This is a genomic window from Chitinivibrionia bacterium (genome assembly GCA_009779925.1).
Taxonomy (GTDB): Bacteria; Fibrobacterota; Chitinivibrionia; order Chitinivibrionales; family Chitinivibrionaceae; genus WRFX01.
This window is the reverse complement of sequence record WRAZ01000002.1, coordinates 86444-101988: the sequence shown is the minus strand read 5'-3', so window position 1 is coordinate 101988 and position 15545 is coordinate 86444. Positions and strand designations below refer to the sequence as shown.

The window sequence follows — 15545 nt, the reverse complement described above, 5'->3', positions numbered from 1 at the left end:
ATTTTATGAAACAAAAAATCGTTTTTTTAGTGGTTTTTGCAGTTGCGGCGCAAATTTTTGCGCAAAGTTTTATGGGAAGTTTTACCGAAAACTTTAATAATGCGGGCTTGCCGACTAATTTTCAATTCGATATGAGCGCCGCTTCAAACCGAAATGTTTGGGAAAACGGGGTTTTTTCCGAAACAGAACCGCAAACGAGAGTGATGAGATTGGATATGCACCCCGATAATGCGGCAGGCGCGTGGCAAGGACCTAATTTTAACACGCCGAGACTAACGCTTTTCGGCAGATATTCGACAAGAGTAAGAATTCCGTGCGTTCAAGACCAGCCGAACGTCGGTGGCGTTGTCGGATTTTTCACGTATTACAGCGATGAATGGAGCAGCGGACAAGCGCCCGATTGGAACCAAAACGGACTTTTCGACAACAGCGAAATCGACATCGAATGGCTTGTCGCCCACCCGCAATTAGTTTATTTGACCGCTTGGACAGACTTTCAGGACGGCGAAAACTTCAGAAAAATAGGCAGAATTGTAAATATGGCGACGGGAGAAATTCTTTCTACAACGTTCGGCACAAGTTTTGCCTCGGCGGGAATTCCGCTTACGGGGGTCGAAAATTATCCCGAAACAATTCGCGCAATCCCGAATTTCGACGCTTCCCAAAATTTTTACACTTATGGATTTGATTGGAAAACCGACAACATTCGCTGGTGGATGCTAAACCCCGCCGACGAAAGCGACACCATAGTTATGTGGGATTACAGAGAGCCGCACGGAAGAACGCTCCAAGATTCTCGAATTACGCAAAAACCCGCTTCTTTTATGTTCAATTTTTGGCACACAAACGATTGGGCGGCAGAGGGTAAACCCAACTCCACAGAAGCGCCAAGCCGAACATTTTCCGCGGAATTCGATTGGATAAAATACGAAACTCTAAACGATATACCATCGTCGAAAACGCCGCAAAATCTTAATAATTCTCCGCGCGCAAACAAAACATTTAACGCGACAATTCGCAACAGACAACTAAATTTATCGCTTCCGACAACCGCGCAAACCGCAACCATTTCCATTTTTGACCTGCGCGGAAGATTGCTTTTTGAACGCGCCGTAAAAGTAAACGAAAATTCGGCAAGCATAGCATTTCCAAGGTCGATTGCAAAAAATCAAACGGCAATTTTACAGGTAAAAACAAACGATTTCAATTTGTCAAAACGGGTTTTGATTAAGTAAGTTGGCAAATAGTATTTTACCCATCAAAAGAAGGGAAAAATATAAAAAATGAAAAAACTACACTTATGCAACTTGGGCTGTTCCAAAAACTTTGTTGACGGCGATACCATTGCGGGATTTCTGGTAAAAAACGGTTTCGAACTCACTGAAAATTCGGCGGAAGCAAACGCGATAATCGTGAACACTTGCTCATTCATAGAACAAGCGACCAAAGAAGCTATCGACGCTATTTTGGAGCATATCGGACAAAAAAGCGAGAACGCAAAACTCATAGTTTCGGGCTGTTTTTCGCAAAGATACAAAGAAAAAGTCGCCGCGGATTTTCCCGAGGTCGATTTATGGCTTTCCACCGATAATTGGCAGGAAGAACTGCAAAATTTTTACGATTTGCAAAAAATAAACGTCGATTTTTCGCGAATTTTGTCCGAGCCTATCCACAGCCAATACTTAAAAATTGCCGACGGTTGCTCGCACAAATGTTCTTTTTGCGTAATTCCGAGCATTAAAGGCGATTTTAGGAGCGAGCCGACGGATAAAATATTGAAAGAGGCGCTCTGGCTTCAGGAAAAAGGCGTAAAAGAGCTTATTTTGGTTGCTCAAGACAGTTCTTTTTACGGCAGAGACATAGGCACAAACATAGTTAACTTACTGAAAATGCTTATAGATAAGACGAATTTTCGTTGGATACGACTTATGTATTTATATCCGAGTTTTGTGAGCGACGAATTTTTGGATTTTATCGCTCAAAACCCGCGAATTTTACCTTATTTCGACATTCCTTTGCAACATATAAGCGACGATATTCTTAAATCGATGGGAAGAAGACCTTTGTCGGCGGGCTTATACAAACTTGTGGAAAAAATCCGCGAAAAAGTTGAAGGCGCCACGTTAAGAACTTCGTTTATCATCGGCTATCCCAACGAAAAGCCCAAAGATTTTAACGAACTATGCGAGTTTGTAGAATGGGCGAAATTCGACAAAATGGGCGTTTTCCCGTATTCGGCGGAAGAGGGCACAAAAGCGGCGAATTTTCCCAAACAAGTGGGAACAAAAACCGTGCAAAAGCGCGTGAATACAATTATGGAAATCCAACGAGAAATCAGCGCGCAGTCGCAAGAAAACAAGGTCGGACAAATCATAGAAGTCATCGTTGACAGAATAAGCGATTTTGAAGAATACAACTTTGAATGCCGAAGCATTTCCGACGCCCCCGAAGTTGACGGGCGGGTGTTTTTAATCGACGGCGACGCCGACGCGGGCGATTTTTTAGAAGTGGAAGTTATTGAGTGCGACGATTATGATTTGATTGCGAAGTTTGTGAGGAAGTTGTGATTTTTCGGCGAAAAAAATAAAACTTATGCGTTTCTCGCCTTCCTCATCTTTTCCCACAAAATTACAAAAAAGCCGGAAAACATCCATAGATATAAAATCATTGATAGGGCGATATACGAAAACGCTTGTTCGGGCGATAGTCCTATAAAATCGAAAAACAGTATGGATAAGCCCTCGCGAACGCCCGCGCCGTTGGGCGAAATCGGAATTGAGGCGGAAATTATTTCTATAAGCGGGATAAAACTAAGACATTCCAAAATCTTTAATTCGCCGCTGAGCGCAAAAATTGCGGCAATCGGGAAAAATAAAAATACAATGTGCGTTAAAAGCGAAAAAAACATATTCGCAATAATAAGTTTTGGAAATTTTTGGTAAAGCAAGATTGACGAAATGCCTTTTATTATGAAATTTCTAAGTTTTTGGGGCAGTTTTTGCGGCAGCATCGACAATACTTTGTCGCTCGCTTTTTGGTGAAGCGAAAGAGCCATTATCGCGCATAAAGCTAAAAACATAAGCGCAACAATTATAGCCGCGGTCGATACGCCGTCGTGCGAAGAAAACTGAAAAAATCCGAAAACCGAGAGCAAAACAAGCATAATTATTCCCGTTATCCGAAAAAATAAGGAAATTGCGACTATTTGAGACATCGAAAGGCGGTCTTTAAGAAGCACGGCGCGGCTTACATCCAAGCCCGCGGAAGTTGGGAGCATTGCGGAATAATAGCGCGCTTTCCAGTTTAGAATAATGAATTCTCCGGCTTTAATTTTGTCGCAAAAAGGTCTAATTAAAATCCACCATCTGAGCGATTGTAAAATAAAATGTGCGAAAATTATCGCAAAAAGGACAAAAATCCATACCAAATGAACAGAGCCGAGTTCCGCTATCACCGACTTGTAATCGACTGCAAAAAACAGCCATAAAATAGGCGCTATTATAAACATTATGCGGACAATGTTGAGTATTATCTTATTTTTTGACATTTTCGGCGGCGACAACTCCTCTTTTAGATGGCGCGCAGCGCCGATTTATATTTACTTTAAGCAATTAAATATACTATATTGTCGGCGCAAAATACTATTTTTGTTAAAAAAAATTATATTCTTGGAGAAAATATGCCTGTTGCTCAGAAAATAAAAACCGTGCTTTTTATAGGATTTGCCCTTTTTTTCGGATGGTATTCGAAGCAAGCGGCTAATAATCCGTGGAGAATGCGAAGCTCTTTTTATTTTGACGACGGCGCAATCATTTTTTTTCAGGAAAATCATAACACTCGAACAGAGGACTACAGAATTTCAATTCCGCTCGACCCGAGTATGAGAATAATAGACACTTTTTTTGTGCACGGTTGGAAAATACAAAACAAAAGCTGGGGAATTTCGGCGCAGGCAAATAATATTCTCATAGTTATTCCCTTTGAAGAAACAGAAGATTTTAGGCGGGCGCAAAATATTGTAAGCGACATTTTAGTGGTTTCGGGAGATTCCGCAAACGTTGCTGAAAAAAGGCATATTTTTCGCCCGAAAATTACCATTTGGTACGCCGATGAAGAAGAAAGCGAATTCGGAGCAAGAAACGTTTATATTCCGAGATTTGACGAAAGTTTCAGATTGAGAAGGAATAGGGACGGGTTTTTAGCGGAAGTGTTGGAATAAGCGGAGCAAAAAAAAGCGCCCCGCAAATCCAAGCGGGACGTTCTTTTTTTTCTAATTCCTAAAAGAGGCAAAAGTCTGCCATTTCTTTATGGTTAAATTATCTACTCACTCCAAGTCGCGCGGAATAGGTGAATCTTCGCCCGCTGATACCGGTTGCTTCGACGATAATTAAATACGTACCATTGCCGACAAATCTGCCTGATTGGTTGGTTAAATTCCAGACGATGGCGTTTTGTAGGGGCGGGGTCTGCCCGCCCAAATCGCCGTTCGTTCTGTTTTCAGGGCGGGCAAACCCCGCCCCTACACCGTCCGCCGAAAACACAACATTGCCCAAATTATCGAAAATCGCCAAATTCACCGTTGCCTGTTCGGGGGTGATTACCGAAATCCTCGCAAAATCCGATACGATTGTGTTTTCAAGGAGAATGCCGTATCTGCTATCGCGCGAGGTATTTTGGCGAATAAAGTTTGGAAGAAACTCTTCCGTTCTTATAAAAAACTCCGTTGCTCCGATTTGGTAGTTTTCTGCAAACATACCCTCAGTTTCTATTCTCAGCAGATATAATCGATATCTTACAAGGTCGTCCGAACGTCCGAAGCGAGACGATTCCTCTATTTCGGCTTCGGGGTCTATAATTTTTACCGTGGGGCGCGCGGAGCCGAAAACGCTTATGTCGTCGTCGCCCACAAAATTGTCAAAATCAACCAAGCCGAGAATTATATTTTTAAGGTTGTTCGAATCGGCAAATAAGCTGGGAATAACAACGATGGTATCTTTTTCTGCGCCTCCTGATATTGAATTTACACCTGCGTTTTGGTCGGCTTCAAGTAAAATGGTAATCGGACGGTGCTCAATTTCATAAGTGCGTTCGACATCTTCTTTCTTTAATCTGTAATTTATGTGAAAATCTCGGTTGTCTTGGCGTATCATTGCCACGACAGAATATTCTCCTACGTTAATATTGTTTGCCATAATACGGTTGAGGTTGTGAAAAATATCAAGTTGAATATAAATATCGAGCTCTTCGTCTCTTGCGGTTGCATTCGGAACTTGTGCCTGTCTATTGAAAATTATTGCAGTGTTTGTATCCCAATCGACAGTAAGCACTTTTGGAAGTATATCAAAATTTCTTGTATAATATCGCAACCTATAAAGCGCGCTGTACCCATCTGCCAAACTTGCTCTTGCTTGCCCTTGTCCGACATTTGTTCGCGCTCCGCTTATATGAACGACAAAAACATCGTTGTTATTTGGGTTAACGGCAATACTTGCTGTAGGAGATTGCGGAGCACCATTAAATACAAATTCAACTTCATTGCACCACTGAACATCTAATAATATAGCACCCTCCGGAGCAATCCCGAATGGTGCTTCTATCGTTCCTGAAAAATCGCCTTTGCCTCTCACAATTATAAATGCTTTTCCAATGTTAGTGTTGCCTCTGTGCCCAATGATTTCATAATCTATATCAGGTCGCAAAACAGTTTCACCGTCTTTTACTACAATACCGGGAGTAATCGGAGAATTTGTGAAAATTTGAGTTTCAATTTTTTGTATTGCATTTTCAGGGAGTTTAGTCCTCCGATGCAAAAACGGAAAACCGTTGTTTATGTTTTCATCGATGTTCCAGATGGTGTAAAAGCACCAATCGGTGAACGTGGATTGTTGGCGAAGTTGGTTCATTGACCTGAAACCATCATTTGAAGCAATCCTTCCAATCCAATGTGGCGCTTCTCCTGAAAGAGAGAACGAATTGGTGATAGTGCCTATTGTGTTAAAATCGCCTACTAATCCACCAACGAGTTCCTCGCCTTCTACATTTCCAATAGCGTATGAATTAATAATTGTAGCATTACCTAGGTTTCCGCCTACTATTCCGCCTACAGAACGGAAACCTTTAATGTTTGCCCCTACCCAACTGTTTTTAATTATTCCAAAATAATTATCGCCTACTAATCCACCGACTGCCAATGCAGTAGTTTCAGATGTTGGTATTCCTGATACATTACCTACAACATAACTATTCTCAATTGTGCCGGAATTTATCGCTGCCAATCCACCAACCCATCGGCTTGCCGTAATATTAACACAAACACCTATATTCATTACTGTTGCGTTTTGCCCAATTACTCCGAAGAATCCCTGAAATTCTTTTCCCGGTTGGTTTATAAACACTCCTTCTACAGAATAGCCATTGCCATTAAACACGCCTTGAAATCCTGTGCTATGCCAATTGCCCGGTCCAATCGGCAACCATTGATTTCCCTGATTTCCGTTAAGGTCAATGTCATTTAGCAACAAAACCGTCTGTCCTGCAAAATTTCTTCCTGCGTTTACCGTGTCTCGAAATTCGTGTAATTCTTCGGCTGTCGATATTGTTATTCTATTTGCAGACCAATCAATCTGTCCGCATACCACACTCGCAACAAACATTACCGCCGCTAAAATCTTAATAAATCTGCCCATAAAACAACCTCTTATAAAAGTTAAAACAGAAACAGCAAAAGGCTGTTCTGCCGAAAAATTCACAATTTTGCGACAAATTGAATAATGTTCGTTCTTGGTTTAATACCGAATCGACCGACAGACAGAACAGCCACTAAGGACTATTCGTCAATCGATTCAATACTATCAAAAATAAACAACAAATAATGAGAACAAAAATCTCATTATTCAATTCGTCGCGCCCACAAAATACATTATCCCCCTACCAAACAGCAGAAAAATCTTGCATTTCGACATTTTTCCCACAATTTTTCTTCGCTCTTGACACCAACACCAACATTTTATTATTTCAACCATTGATTTAATCAGTGATTAAATCGCTGATTAAATTTGTTTTTAATATAGGTTTAGGCTTTGAAGAAACGGGGAAGAATTGCGGGAAATTTTTGATTTATTGATAGCAAATATTTTTAATATGAATACTAAAATGGGAAAAAAATTTTTTTGTGAAAAAACCACCCTTTCAATATCGCGCAAAAACTATTTTATCCTTGTAAATTGAAACTTTAACTTTCAAATTGCAAGGATGGTTTTATATGTTTGAACGTGAAGAAAAGAAAAAAATAGCAGAGTATCTCTCGTATTTTCCTGTAGTTGCGATACTTGGACCGCGGCAATGCGGCAAAACAACGCTTGCAAAAATAATTGCGAAAGAAAGCGGCGATTCCATATATCTCGATATGGAAAAAGAAAGCGATTATCTCAAATTATCCGACCCCGAACTGTTTTTTAATAATAATCTCGGCAAATTGATAATAATTGATGAAATTCAAATTCGCGAAAATTTATTTGGCGAAATTCGCTCTTTTGTCGATAGCGCGCAGACCAAAACGCCAATACTCATTTTGGGATCGGCGTCGCCGCGGCTTATAAAACAAAGTTCACAAACGCTTGCGGGCAGAATTGCTTTTTGCGAACTTTCGCCGTTGAATTGCGTTGAAATGAGCAATATCCCTATCCAAGATATATGGTTAAAAGGTGGTTTTCCGGGGAGCATTACCGCGCCAAACATAAATTTGAGCAACGATTGGAGAACTTTTTACATAAAAACTTTTATAGAACGAGACTTGCCGCAACTTGGAATAAACCTTGCATCTATGCAAATTAACCGTTTGTTTTCTTTGATTTCGCATTCGCACGCCGAAATACTTAATTTCAGCAAACTTGGCGAAATATTTGGAGTTTCGCATACTGCATTTCGAGGTTATATTGATTTTTTAGAAGGTGCGTTTTTAATAAGAACATTGCAACCATTTTCTGCAAATACAAAGAAACGACTTGTAAAAACGCCGAAAGTTTATCTTCGCGATTCGGGATTATTTCATTCTCTGCAAAAAATCAATTCTTTCAACGATTTGCTCGGGCACACTATGATTGGAAATTCGTGGGAAGGGTTTGCGATAGAGCAAATTTGTTCGGTTTTAAGCGATTGGAATCCGTGTTTTTATAGGACAAGCGCAGGAGCGGAAATAGATTTGCTTCTCGAAAAATCGGGGAAAATTATTGCGATAGAATTAAAATCAAGCACTTCTCCTAAGGTATCCAAGGGTTTTTGGAGCAGTATAGAGGATTTATCACCGACAAGATCTTTTGTTATTTGTCCGATAGAGGATATTTATCCGTATAAAGACAATGTTTTCATTAGCGGAATTCGTCAATTTTTAGCCGAAATAAAGAAATGAAAACGACGGTTTAATTTGAAACAGCCAAAAACTTCTGCAAGCCCAGCACATAACAGAAGGGCAGGTTTGATTACACGAAACTTCGTTTTTAAACCTGCCCCTACATCACCTCAACGATACAGGTAAATCCAAAATTTCCTTTAAAATTATCGCTTCCCTCAGCTTTTCTTTGTTGAGAGAAGCGATAAAATTCTGCGCATTAGCCGCAGGTTTTTGTTCTTGCGGCTCCGGTTGCGCTTCAAAAATGGGGTTTAATGGTCTTTTCTTGCCCATTTTTACTTAATTTCTTTCTTTTCGGCAGTGCTTTCTTTAGCGATTGACGCGCGCATACCTGTGTCTGCTTCAATGTTTTTAATCTTTTGATAATCCATAATTCCAAGATTACCCGTTCTGAAAGCGTTCGCTATTGCCGACGGAATTTCCGCTTCTTTTTCAACAACCAAAGCGCGCATTTCTTGGACTTTCGCCAACATTTCCTGCTCTTTTGCGTAAGCCATTGCGCGACGTTCTTCAGCTTTTGCCTGTGCGATTTTTTTGTCTGCCTCCGCTCTGTCGGTTTCCAGAATTGCGCCGATGTTTTTACCGACGTCCACGTCTGCAATGTCTATTGACAAAATTTCGTAAGCAGTTCCGCTGTCAAGTCCCTTTTGAAGAACGCGTTTTGATATTGAATCGGGGTTTTCGAGAACTTGTTTGTGCGAATCCGCAGAGCCGATAGTGCTTACAATTCCCTCTCCCACGCGCGCCAAAATCGTTTCTTCGCCCGCGCCGCCGACAAGTCTGTCGATATTTGCGCGAACAGTTACGCGAGTTAAAGCCATAAGCTGAATACCGTCTTTTGCCACGGCGCTGACTTTCGGCGTTTCGATAACTTTCGGATTTACGCTCATCTGAACTGCTTCAAGAACGTTTCTTCCCGCGAGGTCAATAGCGGTTGCTCTTTCAAAAGTAAGGGGAATGCCCGCTTTACTTGCCGCAACCAACGCCTGAATTACGCGAATTACGTTTCCGCCAGCCAAATAGTGCGCTTCCAATTGGTCGCTCGTTATCTGCAAATTCGCTTTTGTCGCAGTAATCATCGCGTCAACGATAAGTTTTGCGGGAACTTTACGAAATCGCATAAATACAATGTTCAAAAGTCCGACGTTCGCACTGCTGACAATTGCCTGAAACCACAAAGCAAAAGGCGAGCCCACAAAAACGATAAACATTATAAACAGAAAAATACCGACGACTAATGTCAGTTGTTCAAATCCTTCCATAATAAAACTCCTCTAAAAATAATTTTTTAATTTTCCACGATAAAATTAGTATTTGCCAAAGTAAATTAACAATAATTGTTAAATATTTAGTTGAAAACATTTTGAAAACTATATTAAATTAAAAAAATCTCTTGATTTTAACAATATTTTACATTTGTTTCAACAATATAAATTCACTGTTTATTATGTTCGCCGCAATTTCTAACAGTTATCAACAAGTATAAAGAAAGAGAAAATATTAAAAATATTAATATTATTTATTTTTTTATATTACTTAAATTTTTTTCGTTTTTCTATTATAAAAAATAGTATTTTCCCACTAAAAATAAGGAGGAGAATGATGACGGAAAAAGAAATTAATCAGTATATGGCTGAACAGGAAGAAATCTCAAAGGAGATTTTTAAGGCAAAAGGTGCGAGATACATTAAAAGCGGCAAAACAAAAGCTGTCGGAATTATTGATGATAAAAATCAGGTAGTAATGCGCTTTTTGGATAGTTTTACGGGAACTGCAGGCGTTAAAGACGGCGGCGGAAACGAAATTGCAGGACATCAGGACGGACTTGGACATATGAATTTAGCTATGACTTGGAAAGTTTTTGAGATGTTAAGCAAAGAATGCGGCATTCCTACACAAAATATTGACGTTGATTTTGAAAAAAATGTGCTTACTGCAAAAACATTGACGCTTTTGGGTAGCGGTATGAAATTCAAATATCTTGGTTCTGATACCGAATTTGTAAAAAAAGGTGAAACATACACAAGCGGCGGAATAGAAATAATTGCGCGTAATATTGCTGTTGGAAGCGTTTTAACTCGTTTTCCATATTTTGAAGAAGGCTCGGATTTGCGAAATTGCGATGGTTTGCCAATGATTGAAACAAGTGTTAAGCACGACAACGCAAACGACCCGATTTTCTTGTGGCAGTATTTTGTACAACAAGGCGTTAATGCTTGCGATTTACAAAAAGCAATGGGTATGACTGCAATCGGAGCGAAATTTTTGACTGAGAAATTTGAAAAGCAAGGACTTAAATTTAAAGACACAAAAATGGAATTCGGATATACGAAAGATGGAAATTTAGTGCTTGGCGATGAGATTTCGACCGGAACAAGTCGTGTTTTTGATGCAAAAGGTAATCAACTTACGGAAAAACAGATTTATGAAGCCGTTATGAGTATTTGACGGTTGCCCAAATAGTATTTTAGTGCGGAAAAAAAGAAAAAAAGGAGAATTTATGTCATTTTCGGTAAATTTTAAGGCATTTAAGGACTTACTGCAAAAAGTGTCCCCTATCGTTCCTACAAGAACACCATACCCTGTTTTATGCAACCTTAAATTTACAACTCAGGGCGGAATGCTTAGAGTTTATGCTACAGATATGGATACGTCGGTTATGGCAAGTATTGCAATAGATAGTCAGGATGAAGCAAAATTTGTTATAAATGCAAGTAAAATATGCAGTTGGACTAACAGCGCGGTTTCGGCAAGTGATGACGACCAAGACGTAGTAATTGAGGTCAGCGACAGCAATATAATTTTAATCCGCGGAAAATCCAAGTCCGCTTTTGCCTGCGTTGATGTAAACGATTATCCGGAATTTGTAAGTTTTGATAAAAACAAAAGTTATACGCTTCCTGCGGATAAACTTAAATATTTGTCATCGAAAGTCGCTCCGTTTGCGGCGACAAAAGACCCATCGCGAAATCGTGGCGCTTTAGAAGGTATTAACTTTGATTGCACAAGAGACAGATTTACTTGTGTTGCTACCGACGCAAACAGATTAAGTGTTGTGTCTTTTAATTCAGCGCTCGGATTTGACGGTGATGTTTCCGTTATTATTCCTCCTAAGCCGTTGGAATGCGTTGCAAAAATAGTGGAAAGTTTCGGATACGAAAATATTCAGTTCTCATTTTTTGAAAACAGTGTTTCGTTTTTTGCCGATGATTTTGAATTGATAACGAAATTACTCGAAGGACCTTATCCTGATTACAAAAGAGTAATTCCTGCGGAATATAAAAAGCATTTTTCGGTTGACAGACAAAAAATCATTAACCTTCTTAAAATTACTGCAAGTGTTGCCGATAAAACAAATAATTTAACGAAGTTTTACCTCGAAAACGGTGAATTGCGACTTCATTCCGAAGACATAAACACAAACACTAAGAGCGACGAATTTTTAAGCATAGATTACAATGATGAGCCGTTTATAATCGGCTTTAATTCGCTGTTTTTAATTGATGTTCTCTCGGCAATGGATACTCAAAATGTTAAATTTGAGTTTGTTGAGAGAAATATCGGCGCTGTAGTAAGACCGATTTATGCCGAAGACGAAGAAGCAAAAAATATTCTGTTTTTGTTAATGCCTCTCAGAATTAGCGAATAAAAAATCAAACAGGCGACAATCGCTATATGCTTTTAGATAATATTCAACTGATAAATTTCCGTTCTTACAGAGATTTATCGGTTGAATTGCCTAAAGAAGGCTGTCTTTTTTTAGGTGAAAACGGCAGTGGAAAAACCAATTTTTTTGAAGCAATCGGCGTTTGTATAACAGGAAAATCCGTCAGAAGTGCAACATTAAGAGAAATGGTTTTTATAGAAGAACGCGAAGCAAGCGTTTCGGCAAATTTTACGGATTTTAACAGCGAAAAAATCATCCAATCAGTCGGATTTTCAAAGAATAACGATACGTGTATTTCAAAAAACGGTGTAAAACATAAGACGTTTTCTTCGCTTTACGGAAGAAACGGTTTTGTGTATTTTGGCGTTGACGACGTTAAAACAGTAAGGGGTATTCCGCAAGAAAAACGACAATTCATAGATATGACAATAAGTCAAACAAACAGCGAATATTTGCACAATATAATAGAATACAGAAATCTTGTTCGGCAAAGAAATTTTGTAATAAGCACGAATTTTGACAATAATTTAATAGATATTTACGATGAGCAGATTAGTAATGTCGCAATAAAAATTATAAATGAGCGAAAACAATTTTTTACACAGATAAGTCCTTATGTAAGAGAAGTTTATAATAATATTTCAAGTGGAGATTTGGAGATAGATTTGCAATATTTACCTTGTGTAAATTGTGAAACAGAAGACGAATATTATGCAATCCAAAAGCAAAATCTTGCAAAAGACAGAGAATTGAAATATACAAGCGCAGGAATTCACAGAGATAATTTTGAATTTCGTCTGCCTCTGGCGACGGTCGCCTCTCATACAAAGTTAATGAATTTCGGCTCGCAGGGACAATGTAAATCCGCGGCGATTGCACTAAAAGTTGCGGCTGTAGAATATTTATCAAAAGAAAACAAAAAAATTATAATTGTAATAGACGACGCTTTTTCGGACTTGGATATTTCGCGAAAACAGAAATTTTTTGAAATACTTAACAAAAACGGACAAATTTTCATAGCAATTCACAGTTGGAAAGAATTAGATTATTATCCGTTGGAGAATTATTTTGAAGTAAAACACGGAGGTATGAAATCTTGCAAAAAATAGAAATTAAACGAAAAGAAAATCTTGAAAATAAAAGAATTGACAAGTTCATTCCCGCGCTCCTTAAAAAATATGAAAAAGGTGCTTCTGAAAGAACTGTCGATATTTCTGAAATTTATGCCGATGCGGTTGGTGCGGAAATTAGCGCAAAGACGTCTGTTGTTAAGTTTAGAGATGGTAAATTAACGGTGAAAATTTCCGATCCGATATTAAAAGTAGAATTCAAATTTATGGAGGAAGAAATCAAAAAATCGATAAATTCAAGAAAAAACACAAAAGTACTCGTGGAAAAAATTATTTTCAAATAAAATTTTAGAAAAGGAACGATACAATGGATGTTTTTATGGGCGTACTTCCGTCGGCAATTTTGTTTTTCTTCTTTTCTTTTGTTTCTGTTTATCTTATAAGCAGTTCGGGATTAACGCGTTTTTTTATTGACCGTCCCGATAAAAGAAAAGTTCACAGCATAAATATTCCAAGAATTGGCGGATTTTGCATTTTAATCGGGTTTTTTATGACTATAATAATGCTTTTAATTGCTAAAAGCTCGGTTGTTTCGTTTTGGTTTAGCGACCCTGTCGGACTTTCCATAATTATTGCGGCGGTCGGAATTTTTGTCATAGGATTTTTGGATGATACAACATTTTTTGAAGTAAGCGCCTTGCAAAAATTGGCTGTTCAGTTTGTTATTGCGCTTGTTGTGGTCTTTGGTTTTAATCTTTATATAAGCGATTTTAACTTCTTGGGACAAATACATAATTTAGGAATTTTCGGACCTATTTTGACTGTTTTTTGGATAGTCGGCGTAATGAATGCGTTTAATATTATAGACGGAATAGACGGACTTATGGGCAGTTTAACGCTTATAAGTTTAATATTTGCGACCGTGATTTTTCTCCTTGTGGGAGGCGACAGTATTAAATATATGATAATTACAATCCCCATAATGGCTATGATTTTAGCGTTTCTTAAATACAATTATTCGCCTGCTACGATTTTTGCGGGGGATACGGGTTCGCTCTTTTTTGGCTCTATCGCCGCAATTTTGTCGGTAAAAGTGGGAATGCTCGCAAATGAGGGCGTCGAGACATTATCGTTGTTTTATATAGTTGCAATTCCCGTAGTCGAAGTTTTTATTTCAATAATAAGAAGATACGCTTCCGGACAGGCTGAAAACAAGCGGATTATAGACAAAATTAAAATGACAATGATGCCCGATAATCGCCACATGCACCATCGCCTTGTAAATAAGGGATACAGCCACGAAAGAGTGCTGTTTTTCCTTACTACGCTCGCGATTTTATTTGCCTTGTGCAGTGTGGCTTTAACGCTTTTGGAAAGCAAAATCCTTAAAATTATAGTTTTGTTTTATTCGGTTTTTGTAGTTCTGAAAATAATAGATTATCTTAACTACGGAAAGAAAATATTTCATCTGAAAAAGGGCTTTGTTTCCGAAAAATATATAATGATTTTCACAAATAACAGATATTTTGAAGGGTCGATTATTTCGGCTGTTGGCGAAAATTACTTTGTTGAAAAATTTGACACAATAGGGGAAGAATATAAGAAGAAAAATATCGAAAGTTTCGTTATTTACAACGAATGCGATGACTTTATTGAGCGTGATATAAGTAAAATTTACGAAATTCGCGAATTTTTTAATACGGCGGTATTTTTTATATCCACTCGCGAAAATCTTGAAAAATATATTCACATTCTCCAAAACGAGAAAAATGTTTATTCTGTTGAACATCCCTGCGACATTACGATGTTGGTTCATAATATTGAGAAAATTTCGTATTTCGGGAACATAAGTGAAAATACAACAAGTGCAAGCAGAGAAAGCAGTTCCGTAATAGATGAGGAGGGCGAAAATAATGCTTCAAAAAGTTAAAGACCGAAGAAAAACCGTAATTCTTTCAAAAACAAAAGAAATAGAAAACGACCTTTGTATGATTTTAAGTTCGCACGGATATGCGCCTGACCTTGTTTCGACTTTTGAAGACGCGGCAGAGAAGATTATTTACTACAAACCGCCGCTTTTTATAGCGGATATAGAGCTGTTGCCCGAATTTCCCAATCAGATTATGAAACTCTTTCAAAAAGCGCGCAAAACACCCGCATTTTTGATTATAGACAACTCAAAGCACGTGGAAAAACTAAACAGATACGTTGAATTTACCGACGATATTCTGCGCGTTCCTTTTGCCGAAGACAGTATTTACTACAAAATAAAAAAAGCTGTACTTCACAACGAAATTGCGCAAGACAATCAGTATTATTTAGGTATGCTTTTAATGTTGAAACTAATTTCTCCGGTTTTGCTTTTGATAGTTTTGATTATTACTGCGGGTGCGCTGTAAAG

General features: G+C 38.5%; 14 protein-coding genes. 10 read left to right on the top strand and 4 right to left on the bottom strand.

Annotated elements, in window-relative coordinates; genetic code table 11:
- Positions 1-5: 5 nt before the first annotated feature.
- On the top strand, positions 6-1235 hold the full coding sequence (locus tag FWE23_01705; GenBank protein ID MCL2844157.1) for a hypothetical protein: 1230 nt from the start codon (positions 6-8) through the stop codon (positions 1233-1235).
- Between the two features lie 48 nt (positions 1236-1283).
- Positions 1284-2567 (top strand): 30S ribosomal protein S12 methylthiotransferase RimO, encoded by a 1284-nt coding sequence (gene rimO, locus FWE23_01700; GenBank protein MCL2844156.1) that lies wholly within the window; start codon positions 1284-1286, stop codon positions 2565-2567.
- A 23-nt stretch (positions 2568-2590) separates the two neighbouring features.
- Here the strand turns inward: rimO and FWE23_01695 are convergent, their stop codons facing one another.
- Positions 2591-3547, bottom strand: a complete 957-nt coding sequence (locus FWE23_01695) for a flippase-like domain-containing protein (protein MCL2844155.1) — start codon at positions 3545-3547, stop codon at positions 2591-2593.
- A gap of 132 nt (positions 3548-3679) precedes the next feature.
- Between FWE23_01695 and FWE23_01690 the strand changes: the two genes are divergently transcribed.
- Positions 3680-4219 (top strand): hypothetical protein, encoded by a 540-nt coding sequence (locus FWE23_01690; GenBank protein MCL2844154.1) that lies wholly within the window; start codon positions 3680-3682, stop codon positions 4217-4219.
- 97 nt (positions 4220-4316) lie between these two features.
- On the opposite strand, the gene FWE23_01685 is transcribed toward FWE23_01690, so the two are convergent.
- Positions 4317-6686 carry a hypothetical protein gene (locus FWE23_01685; protein MCL2844153.1) on the bottom strand — a complete coding sequence of 790 codons (2370 nt, stop codon included), beginning with the start codon at positions 6684-6686 and terminating at the stop codon, positions 4317-4319.
- 575 nt (positions 6687-7261) lie between these two features.
- Here FWE23_01685 and FWE23_01680 point away from each other — a divergent pair.
- The gene (locus tag FWE23_01680) at positions 7262-8407 is read left to right on the top strand and encodes an ATP-binding protein (GenBank protein ID MCL2844152.1); all 1146 of its coding nucleotides are present in this window, start codon (positions 7262-7264) and stop codon (positions 8405-8407) included.
- Between the two features lie 105 nt (positions 8408-8512).
- On the opposite strand, the gene FWE23_01675 is transcribed toward FWE23_01680, so the two are convergent.
- Together FWE23_01675 and floA are read right to left on the bottom strand one after the other, a co-directional pair.
- Positions 8513-8680: a hypothetical protein gene (locus FWE23_01675; protein MCL2844151.1), complete on the bottom strand. Its 168-nt coding sequence runs from the start codon at positions 8678-8680 to the stop codon at positions 8513-8515.
- A gap of 2 nt (positions 8681-8682) precedes the next feature.
- Entirely contained in the window at positions 8683-9669 is a 987-nt protein-coding gene (gene floA / locus FWE23_01670; protein MCL2844150.1) for a flotillin-like protein FloA, read from the bottom strand.
- Positions 9670-10006: 337 nt separating this feature from the next.
- Between floA and FWE23_01665 the strand changes: the two genes are divergently transcribed.
- From FWE23_01665 to FWE23_01640, 6 genes are read left to right on the top strand one after another with little or no spacing between them, the layout of a single operon-like run.
- On the top strand, positions 10007-10855 hold the full coding sequence (locus tag FWE23_01665) for a hypothetical protein (protein MCL2844149.1): 849 nt from the start codon (positions 10007-10009) through the stop codon (positions 10853-10855).
- A 52-nt stretch (positions 10856-10907) separates the two neighbouring features.
- Positions 10908-12056 (top strand): DNA polymerase III subunit beta, encoded by a 1149-nt coding sequence (gene dnaN, locus FWE23_01660; GenBank protein ID MCL2844148.1) that lies wholly within the window; start codon positions 10908-10910, stop codon positions 12054-12056.
- 26 nt (positions 12057-12082) lie between these two features.
- Positions 12083-13183: a DNA replication and repair protein RecF gene (recF, locus tag FWE23_01655; protein MCL2844147.1), complete on the top strand. Its 1101-nt coding sequence runs from the start codon at positions 12083-12085 to the stop codon at positions 13181-13183.
- Complete coding sequence (locus FWE23_01650) at positions 13171-13488, top strand: DUF721 domain-containing protein (GenBank protein MCL2844146.1); 318 nt, start codon at positions 13171-13173, stop codon at positions 13486-13488. Before recF ends, FWE23_01650 begins: the two co-directional genes overlap by 13 nt.
- A 23-nt stretch (positions 13489-13511) precedes the next feature.
- A complete protein-coding gene (locus FWE23_01645; protein MCL2844145.1) occupies positions 13512-15074 on the top strand; it encodes an undecaprenyl/decaprenyl-phosphate alpha-N-acetylglucosaminyl 1-phosphate transferase in 1563 nt (520 codons plus the stop codon).
- The gene (locus tag FWE23_01640; GenBank protein ID MCL2844144.1) at positions 15058-15543 is read left to right on the top strand and encodes a hypothetical protein; all 486 of its coding nucleotides are present in this window, start codon (positions 15058-15060) and stop codon (positions 15541-15543) included. Before FWE23_01645 ends, FWE23_01640 begins: the two co-directional genes overlap by 17 nt.
- The last annotated feature ends 2 nt before the right edge of the window (positions 15544-15545 follow it).